Raw genomic sequence first — 13,990 nt, 5'->3', positions numbered from 1 at the left:
CCCTGGGCTGACCTGAGGTGATGACATCCTGCGATCGTCATTGACACAGTGGCGAGAGGATGAGAAGGTTCGATATAAATCGTCTCACCGCTCAATGGAGAGCTATGACAGCCGCACATCGCGCCTACGACTCCGAACCGGTCGCCTACATCTCGTTCACACCGGCCACCGTGCAACAGCACCTGGACGGTATCGCCGCCTTCCTCGGCGGCACGGCCAACGTGATCATGCAACTCAGCCTGCGCCCCGTCGGGCGCGGCGTGCTGGAGAGCACCGTCGACAGCGGCAAGGTCACCCTGCACCCGGTCAAGCGGCTGCGCACCACCCTCACCTACCTCGCGGTCGCACTCATGGGCACCGATGAAGAGCGCGCCGCCTACCGCGATGCCGTCAACGGATCGCACCGATCGGTGCGTTCCACCGCGGCCAGCCCGGTGCGGTACAACGCCTTCGACCCCAACCTGCAGCTGTGGGTGGCGGCCTGTCTCTACTGGGGCACCGCCGACCTGCACACCCGTATGCACGGCCCGATGGATCCGGCGAAAGCCGAGGCCTTCTACCAGTACTGCGCGCGGCTCGGCACGACGCTGCAGATGCGGCCGGAGATGTGGCCGGCCGACCGCGCCGCCTTCCAGCGGTACTGGGACGAAAATCTGGCCACCAAGACCATCGAGCCCGAACTGCGCCGCTACTTCGACGACATAATCGACCTGAAGATGATGCCGCGCCCGGTCCAGTTGGTGTTCGCCCGGTCGCAGCGCTTCATCGTGACCGCCTTGCTGCCCCAGCACCTGCGCGAGGAGATGGGGATGGTGTGGACCGAGCGTGACGAGGCGCGCTTCCGCCGAGCCCTGCGCGCGATCTCGGCGGTGCACACCCGGCTACCCACACCGTTGCGGCTGTTTCCGATGAACGCCTATCTGCTCGACATGCGCATCCGCCGCCGCCTCGGTAAGCCGCTGGTCTGATCAGCTCTTGCTGACCAGCGCCCGTAAGAAGAAGGCCAGATTGGCCGGACGTTCGGCCAGCCTGCGGGTGAGATATCCGTACCACTGGCTGCCGTAGGGCACATAGACCCGCGTCGCGACACCGCCGCCGGCCAGCCGCAGCTGCTCGGCGTCGCGGATGCCGTAGAGCATCTGATGTTCGAAATTGCCGATGTCGCGGCCGGTTTCGGCGGTGAGCTGCTCCGCGGCGAGGATCAGCACCGGGTCGTGCGTGGCGACCATCGGGTAGCCCTCGCCGCGCATCAGGATCTCCAGGCAGCGCAGATAGGAGTCGGTCACCTCGCTCGCCCGCTGGAAAGCCACCTCGCGCGGTTCCCGATAGGCGCCCTTACACAACCGGATTCGGGAGCCGTGCCCGGACAGTGCCGCGCAATCGGCTTCGGTGCGATGCAGGTACGCCTGCAATACCGCTCCCAGCCAAGGGAATTCGGTACGCAGCTCGCGCACGGTGGACAGCGTCGCGTCCGTGGTGGTGTGGTCCTCGGCGTCCACGGTCACCCACACCCCGGCCTCGTCGGCCTTCGCGCACACGGCGCGCAGATGGTCGGCCGCGATGGCGGGGCCGTCGACCGGCAGCGCCTGCCCCAGCGCGGACAGCTTCACCGACACCTCGACCGGGGCCGCACCGATTCCCGGCAGATCCGGCCGCGGCGCCGCCGACAGATCCTTGATCAACGAAAGATATTCCGCCACCATGGCGTCCGCCTGCCCGCGATCGGTGGTGTTCTCCCCCAAAAAGTCGACGCTGATCAGGCGACGGCTCGCCAGCAGGTCACCGATCACCGGGCGCAATTCCGCGCGGGTCTCGCCCGCCACGAACCGGCGCACGATACCGGCGGTGACCTTCGTACCGGTGATCGCGCGTTTCAGGCGCGGCGAATCGGCCGCCGCCAGAATCACGGGCCGCAACGGATTCATGTCCATGCCGCGCTCCGGCGCGCGCACAGCCTCATTCCGCCACCCGCATATGCGGGTAGCGGTAATCGGTGGGTGGGTCGAACGTTTCCTTGATGGTGCGCGGCGCGACCCAGCGCAGCAGGTTCAACGGCGAGCCCGCCTTGTCGTCGGTGCCGGAGGCGCGGGCTCCGCCGAACGGTTGCTGCCCGACCACCGCGCCGGTCGGCTTGTCGTTGATGTAGAAGTTGCCCGCCGCGAATCGCAGTGCGGCCCCGGCCTGTTCGACCGCCGCGCGGTCCTGGGCGAAAACCGCGCCGGTCAGCGCATACGGTGCGGCGGATTCGACCTCGTCGAGTATCGCCGCGTAGGAGCCGGGCTCGGCGTCGTCATAGACGTACACCGACAGGATCGGCCCGAAGTATTCGGTGCCGAAGGACTCGTCGCGCGGATCGTCGGCGAGCAGCACCGTCGGGCGGACGAACCAGCCTTCGCTGTCGTCGTAGGCGCCGCCGACCGGAATGGGCACCCCGGCGTCGCGAGCCCGTTCGATGGCGGCGACATTCTTGTCATAGGACCGCCGATCGATCACCGCGCCACCGAAATTCGTCAGATCCGCGACATCTCCGTAGGTCAGTTCCCCGACCTCCGTCAGGAACTCATCGCCCATCCGCCGCCACAGCGAACGCGGAATGTAGGCGCGGGAAGCGGCCGAGCACTTCTGGCCCTGATACTCGTAGGCCCCGCGAATCAGCGCGGTGCGCAAGGAATCCGGTTCGGCGGAGGCGTGCGCGACGATGAAGTCCTTGCCGCCGGTCTCCCCGACCAGCCGCGGATAGCCTTGGTAGCGGCCGATATTCGTGCCCACCTCGCGCCACAGCCGCTGGAAGGTCCCGGTGGATCCGGTGAAATGGATTCCGGCCAGCCGCGGATCGGCCAGCGCGATCTCCGAGAGCGCCAGCCCGTCGCCGGTCACCATATTGATCACGCCGGGCGGCAACCCCGCCGCCTCCAGCAACCGCATCGTGTAGAACGCCGAAAGCGTTTGCGTGGGTGACGGTTTCCACACCACGGTGTTGCCCATCAGCGCCGGCGCGGTCGGCAGGTTGCCCGCGATCGCCGTGAAGTTGAACGGCGTGATGGCGTAGACGAACCCTTCCAGCGGCCGATAGTCCATGCGGTTCCACACCCCGGGGCTGGACTGCGGCTGCTGTGCCAGGATGTCCCGCGCGAACGCCACATTGAACCGCCAGAAATCGACCAGCTCGCACGGCGCGTCGATCTCCGCCTGCTGCGCCGTCTTCGACTGGCCCAGCATCGTCGCGGCGGCAACGGTTTCCCGCCACGGTCCGGCCAGCAGGTCGGCGGCCCGCAGCAGCACGGCGGCGCGTTCGTCGAACGGCATCGCCCGCCAGGCGGGTGCGGCCGCGACCGCCGCGTCGATGGCTGCGCGCGCTTCGGAATGAGTGGTATCGGTATAGGTCCCCAAGACGTGGCGATGCCGGTGCGGCGCGACGATATCGTGCCCCTGACCGGTCCCCGGCCGATGCTTGCCACCGATCACCAGTGGCACGTCGACGGATTCGGCGGAGATCTCGGCGAGCTTCGCGACCAGCAGCGCACGCTCCCGGCTACCCGGTGCGTACGAGTGCACCGGTTCGTTCGCGGGAGTTGGGACAACCGTGACAGCGTCCATAACTCAGGTTAGCCCTGGGCGAGGGCCGCGCGCGGCGGTTGCGCGCACTCGAGATCGCGTGTCGGGCGGCTACCGGCACGCCCGGGGTGGCGTGGGTGATCATGTGGCACTTAGGCTCATCCCATGACTTCCGTGCGAATTCTCGCCACTGTTCTCTCTGCCGGATCGCTGCTACTGGCTACGCCCGCCCTCGCTCAGGCCGACGACCACTGGGGTTCGGCCCAGGTCGTGGCGGGCCGGGAGCGGGTGAAGGTGACCGTCACCGGCACCCAGTATCCGGCGGACCGCTGCAATATCGACCCGAGCTTCGGCACCCCCGACACCCAGAGCATCAGCATGCATCCCTCCGGCACCATGGTCATCGGCAATTTGAAGCCCGGCACGCACGAGGTGGCGGTGTGGTGCCCGCAGGGCGGGGTCATCAGCCGGACCTTCGTCGAGGTGCAGCCGGGCAACCTGGTGCTGGACCTGCAGGACCGGGTCTACGCGGCCGCCGGGAGCAGCGACAAGGTCAGCGACCCGGCGCTGCGCTGAACGCCGCTAGGGTGGTGCCATGGGCATCATGGGTGAGCTGTTCGGTGGCCAGAAGCCGGCCGACGAGGGCAGCGAAGACAGCAATGGACAGGTTCGTCCCGGCGTCGAGCTCGACTTGGACGCCGGGGTGATCCGGGTGTCGCGGGCGCGAGCCGCCGACGGATCGGAACCTGCGACCGGCTAGCTCGCCGAGAGCCGCCGCGCGGCGGTGGCGATACGTTCGTCGGTAGCCGTCAGCGCGATGCGCACATGCTCGTGACTGTTCGGGCCGTAGAAATCGCCGGGCGCGGCCAGGATGCCGCGCTCGGCCAGCCACGCCAAGGTCGTGCGGCAGTTCTCGCCCCGCGTGGACCACAGGTACAGCCCCGCCTCGGAGTGATCGATGCGGAAACCGGCGTCCCGCAGGGCGTTTCGGAGTATCTCGCGGCGGCTCTGGTACAGCTCCCGCTGCTGCGCCTCGTGCGCGTCGTCGCTCAGCGCGGCCGTCATGGCGGCCTGGATCGGCAGCGGCAGCATCATGCCCGAGTGTTTGCGCACCTCGAGCAGTTCGGCGACCAGTTCCGGATCACCCGCCACGAACCCGGCGCGGTAACTGGCCAGGTTCGACGTCTTCGAAAGCGAATGGATGGCAAGCAGATTCGTGTGGTCGCCGTCGCACACCTCGGGGTCGAGGATGGAGACCGCGCGGCCCTCCCAGGTCAAGCCCAGATAGCACTCGTCGGAGGCCACGATCGCGCCGCGCTCGCGGGCGAAGGCCACCACCTTGCGCAGATGATCGACCGGAAGCACCCGGCCGGTGGGATTCGACGGCGAGTTCACGTAGATCAGCGCCGGGGTCTGCGGACCCGATTGGGTCAACCCGTCGGCGCGCAGCACCTGCGCTCCCGCCAGCAGGGCGCCGACCTCGTAGGTCGGGTAGGCGACCTCGGGGATGACCACCAGGTCGCCCGCGCCCAGGCCGAGCAGCCGAGGGAGGCCCGCGATCAACTCCTTGGTGCCGATGACCGGCAGTACCGCGGACTGGTCGACGCCGGTGATGCCGAAGCGGCGCTTCATCGCCTCCACCGCGGCGGCCCGCAACTCCAGGGTGCCGTGCGTGGTCGGGTAGCCCGGTAATTCCGCCACCGAATTCAGAGCGACCCGGATAAGCGGTGCCACCGGATCGACGGGCGTGCCGACCGAGAGATCGACCAAGCCATCGGGATGGGCCGCCGCTCTCGCCTTGACGGCGGCGATGGTGTCCCAGGGAAAGTCGGGTAGCAGACTGCTGACCCGGCCGCGCCGTGGTCTCATTCCGCCATCGGAGGTAGTTCTTTGATGAACGGCGGGTCGTAATCGACCGCGCCGACCTTCGTCGCGCCGCCCGGGGAACCCAGCTCGTGGAAGAAGTCGACGTTGGCGTTCACGTAGCCGCTCCACTGATCCGGGGTGTCGTCTTCGTAGAAGATCGCCTCCACCGGGCACACCGGTTCACATGCACCACAGTCCACGCACTCGTCGGGTTGGATGTACAGCATGCGACCACCCTCGTAGATGCAATCCACGGGGCATTCCTCGATGCATGCCTTGTCCTTCACGTCAACGCACGGTTCAGCGATGATGTACGGCACTGCCGTTCTCCTAGTCTGTCCTCACCTGCGGGGATGGTCCGCCTGCGAAACCCTATCGGGATACCCCACGTTACTACCGGTCAGTCTGCCCTAACCTGCCTGCTCGGCCCCCGCTACCGGTGCTGAAGCCGCCCCGTCCACACCGACGTCCAACTCCTAGATCCTAGTGCCGCCGGACTCGATCCGTCGCCTGCCGTCCAGTATGTGGGTATTCGGCTATCCCACCGTCAACGGCAGCGGGGTATTCGCCCGGTCGACCTTGCCGTAGACGGTGGTGCGTTCCCGGACCGGACGGCCGATGCCGGTGGCGATGTCGGTGAGTTCGGCGACGGTCTTGGCGGAGCCGTGCTGGGAACCGGCCATCCGGGAGATGGTCTCCTCCATCAGGGTGCCGCCGAGGTCGTTGGCGCCGCCGTTGAGCATCATGCGGGTGCCTGCCGTGCCGAGCTTCACCCAGCTGGTCTGGATGTTGTCGATGCGGCCGTGCAGCATGATCCGCGCCAGCGCGTGCGCGGCCCGGTTGTCGCGGATCGTCGGGCCCGGCCGGGACGCGCCCGCCAGGTACAGCGGCGAACTCTGGTGCACGAACGGCAGCAGCACGAATTCGGTGAAACCACCGGTCCGGTCCTGGATTTCGCTCAGCACCCGCAGATGCCCGACCCAGTGCTTGGGATTGTCCACGTGGCCGTACATCATGGTCGAACTCGACCGCAGCCCGATCTGGTGCGCGGTGCTGATCACCTCGATCCAGGCCGAGCTCGGCAGCTTGCCCTTGGTCAGGACCCAGCGCACCTCGTCGTCCAGGATTTCCGCGGCGGTGCCCGGAATCGTGTCCAGCCCAGCCTCTTTCAACGCCACCAGCCAATCGCGGATGCTTTGGCCGCCGCGCGAGGCGCCGTTGACGATCTCCATCGGGCTGAAGGCGTGCACATGCATCGACGGCACCCGCTTCTTCACCGCGCGAACCAAATCGGCGTACCCGGTCACCGGCAGTTCGGGGTCGATACCGCCCTGCATACAGACCTCGGTGGCACCGTCGACGTGGGCTTCCCAGGCACGGTCGGCGACCTCGTCGGTGCTCAGGGTGAACGCGTCGGCGTCACCCTTGCGCTGGGCGAAGGCGCAGAAGCGACAGCCGGTGTAGCAGATGTTGGTGAAGTTGATATTCCGGTTCACCACGTAGGTGACATCGTCACCGACGACGTCGCGGCGCAGCTGATCGGCCAGTGCCGCAACGGCTTCCAGGTTCGCGCCGTCGGCGGTGGCCAGCGCGAGGTACTCGTCGTCGGTGAGGCCGGCCGGGTCCTGCTCCGCGGCGCGCAGGGCCGCCAGCACGTCGGAGTCGAGACGTTCCGGCGCGGTGACGGCCAGATCACGCGCCTGCTCGCGGATGGTCTCCCAGTCGCCGAAGGCGCCGACGATGTCCTGCCCGAGCCCGGAATCGCTGCGGGACTCGGTGTTGCGGCCCGTGGTATCGATCGAGGTGTTCAGGTCGACGCGACCGGCGGACTCCCAGGATTCGTCCGGTTCCTGCCAGGGCAGGCCGCGGGGTATGGCGTCGGGGTCGGCCAAACCGGTGTCCGGATCGGTGAGGGCGGCGACGTGCGCGCCGATGCGCGGGTCGACCCAGGGATTGCCCGCGCGTACGTATTTCGGATGCGCGGAAGTCCGTTCGACCAGCTGGTAACCGGCCGCCTCGGTGATCTCACGCAGCGTGTCCAGGTTCGGCCAGGGACGTTCCGGGTTGACGTGATCGGGGGTCACCGGCGAGACGCCGCCCCAGTCGTCGATACCCGCGTCGATCAGCGCGCGACATTCCTCGTGCGACACCAGGTTCGGCGGCGCCTGCACCGGCACATCGGGTCCCAGCAGCAGCCTGGTCACGGCGATGGTGGCGCGGAACTCGTCCATGCCCGCGTCGGGCACATCGCGCATCGCGGTGTCGTCCTTGGCCCGGAAGTTCTGGATGATGACTTCTTGGATATGGCCGAAAGCCTTGTGCTGCTTGCGAATCGCCATGATCGACTCGGCCCGCTCGGTCAGCGTCTCACCGATGCCGACCAGGATGCCCGTGGTGTAGGGCACCGACAGGCGGCCCGCGTCGGTGATGGCACGCAGCCGCACCGCGGGATCCTTGTCGGGGCTGCCGTAGTGGCAGTTGCCCTTCTCGGTGAACAGGCGGGCCGCGGTGGTCTCCAGCATCATGCCCATGGACTGGGCCACGGGCTTGAGCCGCGAGATCTCCTCCCAGCTCATCACGCCCGGATTCAGATGCGGCAGCAGACCCGTCTCCTCCAGCACCATGATCGACACGGCGCGCAGGTAGTCCAGGGTCGAGTCGTAGCCGCGCTCGTCGAGCCACTGAGCGGCCTCCGGCCAGCGATCCTCGGGCCGGTCACCGAGGGTGAAAAGCGCCTCCTTGCAACCCAGTTCGGCTCCGCGGCGGGCGATCTCCAGCACCTCGTCGGGCTCCAGGAACATGCCTTTGCCCTCGGCGCGCAATTTGCCCGGCACCGTGACGAACGTGCAGTAGTGACACTTGTCCCGGCACAACCGGGTCAGCGGGATGAACACATTGCGCGAATAACTGATCGTCTTCGGCCGGCCCGCCGACTCCAGGCCCGCGTCCCGCACCCGCGCGGCGCTCAGGCACAGGTCGGCCAGATCCTCGCCCCGGGCGTGCAGCAGCACGGCCGCCTCGTCCACGTTCAGCGTCACGCCGTCCCGCGCGCGCCGCAATGCCCGCCGCATCGCCGACGGCGTGGGCGGTGCGGGTGGAACGCTCGGTGTGGCCAGCTCCGCTGTGCTCTCGGGCCGTTCGCTGCGCTCACTCACGCCGCCCTTGGTTCGTTCGCTGCGCTCACTCACGCCCTCGATCATGCGCTACCCATCCCGGACTGTCTCCCTCGACTACTCGTGAGTCACCGAACCCGGAAGCGCGAGCCCCGGTCATGAGCGGGACAACCCCGCCTGCGCGCGTCCTTATTCCCTGCACGTCGTCCGCGTGGCGTCCGGGACCGACGAACTTCGGGCAAGATGGCAAGATGTCGCTGCCGCGTACGGTCATGGCCGATCCCGCCTGGCGTCCGAGTCCCAAGGCGCGACTGCTGTGGGCATCGCAGGTGGCCGCGGGGTGGGTCGTTCCGGTGGTCGCGCTGACGGTCTGGGCGGCGGTCGACGCCGACCGCCGGGGTCCGGCGCTCTCGGCACTGAGCGTCGCTGTGGTGCTCGCGGTCCTCACCGTCGTGGTGGTGCCGCTGTGGCGCTATGCGGTGCATCGGTGGGAGGTCACCGAGGAAGCCGTGTACACCCGGGTCGGCTGGCTGACCCAGGAGAGTCGCGTCGCGCCGATCTCCCGCGTCCAGACCGTGGACACTCAGCGCGGTCCGCTGGAGCGAATGCTCGGACTGGCCACGGTGACCGTCACGACCGCCTCCGCCGCGGGCGCGGTGCACATCTCCGCGTTGGATCTGCCGGTCGCCGAGCAGACCGTGCAGCGGCTCACCGAGATCGCCGCCCAGCATCGCGGGGACGCTACGTGAGTTCCGAACCGATCCTGTCCGAGCCCGCGTGGCAGCGTCTCGACAAGCGCATGCTGCTGGTGCATCCGGTCACCGAACTGGTGAAGTTCATCCCGGTGCTGATCGGCACCGTGCTGCTCGGCACCAGCAGCGGAAATCATCTGTGGAGTCTGGTGCCGCTGACGTTGATCGTGCTGTTCGCGCTCACCCGATGGTTCACCACCAGTTACCGGGTCGGGCACGCGGAAGTGGAACTGCGCACCGGTTTGATCCAGCGCAAGCGACTGTCGGTGCCGCGGTCGCGGATCCGATCGGTCGATATCGAGGCTGATCTGCTGCGGCGGGCGCTCGGGCTTGCCGTAGTGGTGATCGGGACCGGCAAGACCGCGGACCGGGAGGACAAATTCAAACTCGACGCGCTCGATGCCCGTGTGGTGCCGGGCCTGCGCGCCGATCTGCTCGCACACACCGCGCGAAGTACGGCAGCACAACCCGTTACGGCCGAGCCGCCGCGCTCCCAGCGGGAAATCGGTTACTGGCAACCGAATTGGGCCCGCTACGCCCCACTGTCGCTGACCGGGTTCGCGGTTGTGGCTCCCCCGGTGGGCTTGGCGTTCCAGTACGGCCTGGGCAGGGTGCTGTTCAAATCGCAGGCGGCACAGCGGCTCGAGGACGGCAGTGTGGCCGTCCTGATCCTCGCGGCCCTCGCCTTGCTCGCGGCCATCGTTCTGATCGTCAGTCTCGCCGCCTGGGCCAGATATCTCAGCACCTATCACGGGCTGAAGATCCTCGCCGACGGCCGCACACTGCACCTACGCCACGGGCTGTTCACCACCCGTCAGATCACCATGGACCTGGCGCGCTTCCGCGGCGCCACGGTGAAAGAACCACTGCTACTGCGGCTCGCCGGCGCCGCGGAACTCGAAGCGATCATGGTCGGCGAGAAACCGAAGCTGAAACTTCTCCCCCAAGCCCCGCGCGCCGCTGTCGAACGCACACTCGCGGAATTGCTGGCCCCGAGACCCGGCCCGCCGGGCGCGGACAACGCCGCACCACAGGCGGATTCAGCCGGACCGCGCAGCACTGCGCAGGGCACCGCGCCGCTGATCTCGCACGGACCCGTCGCCCGTCGCCGCAGATACACCCGAGCGCTCACCCCGGCGTTCCTGGCGGTCGCCGTCCTGCTCGCCGCGAGCGTTGCCGGAGTTCACTTCTCGCCCTGGTGGTGGTTGCCGACCGGCCTCCTCGCGCTGGCCGGAGCCGCCCTCGCCGAGGACCGGTATCGCGGCCTCGGCCACACCGTGATCCCCGCGACCGCCACCACACCCACCTGGCTGATCACCCGCTCCGGCTCGCTGGACCGCGCCCGCGACTGCCTGGAGGCGCCGGGCATCATCGGATGGACTGTGCGGCAGTCTTTTTGGCAACGACGCTCGGGAGTCGCCACCGTCATCGCCGCCGCCGCGGCGGGCAAGAAGCGCTACGCGGTCATCGACATTCCCGTCGACCAGGCCTGGCCGCTCATCGAAGCCGTGACGCCCGGCCGCCTCGGGCCGCGCGTCGCTGATAGATAACCGCAGCGCGGTTCTCTACTCCCGCACCGGATTCCAGCGGAAGACCGCGTAGAGCAGCGGCGGGATAGTGCCGCCCAGCAGCAACACGAGCGTGGGCCAGTCACTCAGCAGCATGAGGTCGCCGCCGGGACCCGGAATGGAGCAGAGGAAGAACCCGAAGGCCCACGCGAGCAGCGGCAGCAGCATGATGCGCAGACGCGAGGTGAGCGTTCCCATCGCGGCGACCAGGAGGACGTTCAGCACCGCCGCCACCAGGGCCGTGATCGGGAACGGGGTCGCGCCGCCGGTGCCCGCGACCGCGAGGCCGGCGGCGACTACCGCGGGCTCCGGCGCGGGCACGCCGGAACGGCCGAGATACAGGGGCAGGTAGAGGACCTCGACGGCGAGTGTGAACAGGCCGCTCAGCACGAGCACTGTCATCAGGACCCCGCGAGGCGCCCGCTCGGCCGGGTCGGCGGCGGCGTCAGCGCGTTTGGGCACGGTTGTGGTCACGAAACCGGAGGAGAGCCGAGCAGAGTCAGCAAGTGGCTCTGCGTGTCCACGAACGCGTACAGGGCGTGCATGTACAGCTCGTGCTGCGCCGCCCCATAGGGGCGCATGCTGTCCACGAAGGCCGCGATGGCGTGCTGCAGGTCCCAGTTGTACACGTAGGCGAGTCTACGGCCGGAAGATTGCTCAGCGGGGCTCGCCGTCCATCGGGAGATTGGCGACGACCGGGAACTGGCCGGTGGGGCCTTCGCGCTGTTCGGCGATGGCCAGGACGCGTTTGCGGGCGGCGAACCAGCCGAGGACGAGGGCCGGGATGATCACTACCAGGGCGCCTACGGTCCAGCTGCCGACCGGGTGGTCGAAGGCCATCAGGACGACCACGAAGAACAGGAAGACCAGGGTCAGCAGGCCCGTGTAGGGAGCGCCCATCATCCGGAACGACGGCCGCCGCACCTTGCCCTGCTTGGACCAACGGTAGAACTGCAGCTGGCACAGCACGATGGTCGCCCACGAGGAGACGATGCCGAGCGAGGCCAGGTTCAGCACGATGTTGAACGCCTGGTCCGGCACAATCCCGTTCAGGGCGATGCCGAACAGCGCGATCAAGCTGGTGAGCATGATGCCGCCGTAGGGCACGCCGTTCTTGCCCATCACGCCGGTGAACTTCGGCGCGCTGCCGTTCATCGACATGGAGCGCAGGATCCGCCCGGTGGAGTAGAGCCCGGCGTTGAGGCTGGAGAACGCGGCGGTGAGCACCACGAGGTTCATCACGCTGCCGATGCCGGGGACGCCGAGGGCGGCGAAGAAGGTGACGAACGGGCTCTCGCTGGCCTTGTAGGCGGTGTAGGGCAGCAGCAGACCGAGCAGCACCACGGAACCGACGTAGAAGATCGCGATGCGGAAGATGACGGAGTTGATGGCCCGCGGCATGATCTTCTCCGGGTTCTCGGTCTCCCCCGCCGCGGTACCGACGAGTTCGACTGCCGCGTAGGCGAACACGACGCCGGAGGTGACCACGACCAGCGGCAGCAGCCCGGTGGGGAACAGCCCGCCGTTGTCGGCGACCACGGACACGCCGGTCGGATGCCCCTGCACGGTGAACCGGCCGAGCAGGTAGACCGTGCCGACGATGATGAACGCGCTCAGCGCGAACACCTTGACCAGCGCGGCCCAGAACTCCATCTCGCCGAACCATTTCACCGACATCAGATTGATGCCGAGCACGATGACGAGCGCGATCAACGCCAGCACCCACTGCGGGATGCTGGAGAAACCGGCCCAGTAGTGAAAGTACTGCGCGATGGCGGTGGTGTCGGCGATGCCGGTCATGGACCAGTTCAGGAAGTACATCCACCCGGCCACGAACGCGGCCTTCTCGCCGAAGAACTCACGCGCGTAGGAGACGAACGATCCGGAGGACGGCCGGTGCAGCACCAACTCGCCGAGGGCCCGCAAGATCAGGAAGGCGAACGCACCGCAGACTCCGTAGACCAGGAACAGGCCCGGACCGGCGCTGGCGAGCCGGCCGCCCGCGCCCAGGAACAGGCCGGTGCCGATGGCTCCGCCGATCGCGATCATCTGCAGCTGCCGCGGCTTGAGGCTCTTGTGATAGCCGTGATCCTCGACGCTGAGGTGGTTCGTCTCGTTGTCGCCGACTGCCGTCATGAAACGTGCATTCCTCCGCGTCGAACGTCTGTGAACGAACGAACCCTACCCGGTGCTCACAGTAACTCAGCAGACGCCCAGTTACCGGCATCTACCGGCGGATGTCTCCGAATCGGGCAATACCGGCAAACAGGTCGTGCTCGCGACCGTCGGCGCCGATCGGGCCGCGTTCACCGCGCACGAGCACGTAGTGCTCCTCGGGCAGGACGGGCTGAGCGATGTTGTTCGAGAGCGCGAATTCGCGACCCGACGGGGCGACGGTGACCTGAGTCGCGTGCGCGCGCAACGCGGCCCGTTTCGCGGCCAGCACATCGGAGACGTCGACGGTCGCGGTGACGGTCCGGCTCGGCACGCAGGCGAGCTCATCGGCCGCGGGCAGCCGCCACCCGGGCGGCAGCGCACCGGGCAGTCCTTCGACGGTGCGCCGGGCCAGCGCGGTGGTATGCAGGCGAAGGATGTCGGCGTCGGTCACCGTCCAATAGAACTTCGGTGTGTCCCAGCCCTTTTCGGCCGCGGCATGCACAGCGGCGGTGGTGATCTCATGTGCCCGAATATGATCCGGGTGCCCGTAGCCACCCTTCGGGTCGTAGCCGACGACCACGTCGGGACGCAGCTCCAGCACGATCTCGGTCAGCGCGTCCACCGCGGCCGGACCGGAATTGACGAAAGCCCTGGGGTTCTCGGCCGACGGCGTGCCCGCCATCCCGGAATCCCGCCAGCGCCCGGCGCCACCGAGGAAGCGGGGCGCGCCCGCGTCCAAAGCGGCAAGGGCCCTGGACAATTCGCCGATCCGGTAGCCACCGAGTTGATCGGCGTGGTCGACGCCGAGCAGCGCCCACTCGTCCCCGATCACCTCACCCTCCTCACCCAGGGTGCAGGTCACCACGGTCACCGGCACGCCGCGGCGGCGGTAGTGCGCGATAGTGCCACCGGTGGTGATGGATTCGTCGTCCGGATGCGCGTGCACCAGCAACAAACCACCCGTCACGACTGCGCCTCG

General features: G+C 68.0%; 14 protein-coding genes. 5 read left to right on the top strand and 9 right to left on the bottom strand.

Annotated features, from left to right (window positions below; all coding sequences use genetic code 11):
• Nucleotides 1–104 precede the first annotated feature (104 nt).
• On the top strand, nucleotides 105–968 hold the full coding sequence (locus BJ987_RS10930) for an oxygenase MpaB family protein (protein WP_209887708.1): 864 nt from the start codon (nucleotides 105–107) through the stop codon (nucleotides 966–968).
• Here the strand turns inward: BJ987_RS10930 and BJ987_RS10925 are convergent, their stop codons facing one another.
• Both BJ987_RS10925 and pruA read right to left on the bottom strand, forming a co-directional pair.
• Nucleotides 969–1,925 (bottom strand): proline dehydrogenase family protein, encoded by a 957-nt coding sequence (locus BJ987_RS10925; protein WP_209898178.1) that lies wholly within the window; start codon nucleotides 1,923–1,925, stop codon nucleotides 969–971.
• Between the two features lie 31 nt (nucleotides 1,926–1,956).
• Nucleotides 1,957–3,597, bottom strand: a complete 1,641-nt coding sequence (gene pruA / locus BJ987_RS10920; protein ID WP_209887706.1) for an L-glutamate gamma-semialdehyde dehydrogenase — start codon at nucleotides 3,595–3,597, stop codon at nucleotides 1,957–1,959.
• 123 nt (nucleotides 3,598–3,720) lie between these two features.
• On the opposite strand from pruA, the gene BJ987_RS10915 reads away from it, so the two are divergent.
• A complete protein-coding gene (locus BJ987_RS10915) occupies nucleotides 3,721–4,131 on the top strand; it encodes a hypothetical protein (protein ID WP_209887703.1) in 411 nt (136 codons plus the stop codon).
• A 19-nt stretch (nucleotides 4,132–4,150) separates the two neighbouring features.
• A complete protein-coding gene (locus tag BJ987_RS10910; protein ID WP_209887700.1) occupies nucleotides 4,151–4,315 on the top strand; it encodes a hypothetical protein in 165 nt (54 codons plus the stop codon).
• Here the strand turns inward: BJ987_RS10910 and dapC are convergent.
• From dapC to BJ987_RS10895, 3 genes are all read right to left on the bottom strand, one after another.
• Nucleotides 4,312–5,424 (bottom strand): succinyldiaminopimelate transaminase, encoded by a 1,113-nt coding sequence (dapC, locus tag BJ987_RS10905; protein ID WP_209887697.1) that lies wholly within the window; start codon nucleotides 5,422–5,424, stop codon nucleotides 4,312–4,314. The two genes, BJ987_RS10910 and dapC, sit on opposite strands and share 4 nt — an antisense overlap.
• Nucleotides 5,421–5,741 carry a ferredoxin gene (gene fdxA / locus BJ987_RS10900; RefSeq protein WP_194815326.1) on the bottom strand — a complete coding sequence of 107 codons (321 nt, stop codon included), beginning with the start codon at nucleotides 5,739–5,741 and terminating at the stop codon, nucleotides 5,421–5,423. The genes dapC and fdxA overlap by 4 nt, the downstream gene beginning before the upstream one ends.
• A 216-nt stretch (nucleotides 5,742–5,957) precedes the next feature.
• Entirely contained in the window at nucleotides 5,958–8,492 is a 2,535-nt protein-coding gene (locus BJ987_RS10895; RefSeq protein ID WP_245366810.1) for a bifunctional FO biosynthesis protein CofGH, read from the bottom strand.
• A 293-nt stretch (nucleotides 8,493–8,785) separates the two neighbouring features.
• Here BJ987_RS10895 and BJ987_RS10890 point away from each other — a divergent pair, with 293 nt between their 5' ends.
• Together BJ987_RS10890 and BJ987_RS10885 are read left to right on the top strand one after the other, a co-directional pair.
• Nucleotides 8,786–9,283, top strand: coding sequence for a PH domain-containing protein (locus tag BJ987_RS10890; protein WP_209887694.1), 498 nt, complete (start codon nucleotides 8,786–8,788; stop codon nucleotides 9,281–9,283).
• A gap of 50 nt (nucleotides 9,284–9,333) precedes the next feature.
• Nucleotides 9,334–10,836: a PH domain-containing protein gene (locus BJ987_RS10885; RefSeq protein ID WP_209898174.1), complete on the top strand. Its 1,503-nt coding sequence runs from the start codon at nucleotides 9,334–9,336 to the stop codon at nucleotides 10,834–10,836.
• A gap of 15 nt (nucleotides 10,837–10,851) precedes the next feature.
• On the opposite strand, the gene BJ987_RS10880 is transcribed toward BJ987_RS10885, so the two are convergent.
• From BJ987_RS10880 to mshB, 4 genes are all read right to left on the bottom strand, one after another.
• Nucleotides 10,852–11,328, bottom strand: a complete 477-nt coding sequence (locus BJ987_RS10880) for a hypothetical protein (RefSeq protein ID WP_209887691.1) — start codon at nucleotides 11,326–11,328, stop codon at nucleotides 10,852–10,854.
• Complete coding sequence (locus BJ987_RS10875) at nucleotides 11,325–11,483, bottom strand: hypothetical protein (protein WP_209887688.1); 159 nt, start codon at nucleotides 11,481–11,483, stop codon at nucleotides 11,325–11,327. Before BJ987_RS10875 ends, BJ987_RS10880 begins: the two co-directional genes overlap by 4 nt.
• Nucleotides 11,484–11,511: 28 nt before the next feature.
• Nucleotides 11,512–12,990, bottom strand: coding sequence for an amino acid permease (locus BJ987_RS10870; RefSeq protein WP_209887685.1), 1,479 nt, complete (start codon nucleotides 12,988–12,990; stop codon nucleotides 11,512–11,514).
• A gap of 91 nt (nucleotides 12,991–13,081) precedes the next feature.
• On the bottom strand, nucleotides 13,082–13,978 hold the full coding sequence (gene mshB, locus BJ987_RS10865) for an N-acetyl-1-D-myo-inositol-2-amino-2-deoxy-alpha-D-glucopyranoside deacetylase (protein ID WP_209887682.1): 897 nt from the start codon (nucleotides 13,976–13,978) through the stop codon (nucleotides 13,082–13,084).
• Nucleotides 13,979–13,990: the final 12 nt, after the last annotated feature.

Origin of the sequence: Nocardia goodfellowii (assembly GCF_017875645.1) — a bacterium.
In the GTDB taxonomy this organism is placed as follows: Bacteria; Actinomycetota; Actinomycetes; order Mycobacteriales; family Mycobacteriaceae; genus Nocardia; species Nocardia goodfellowii.
This window is presented reverse-complemented; position numbering and strand designations above follow the sequence as displayed.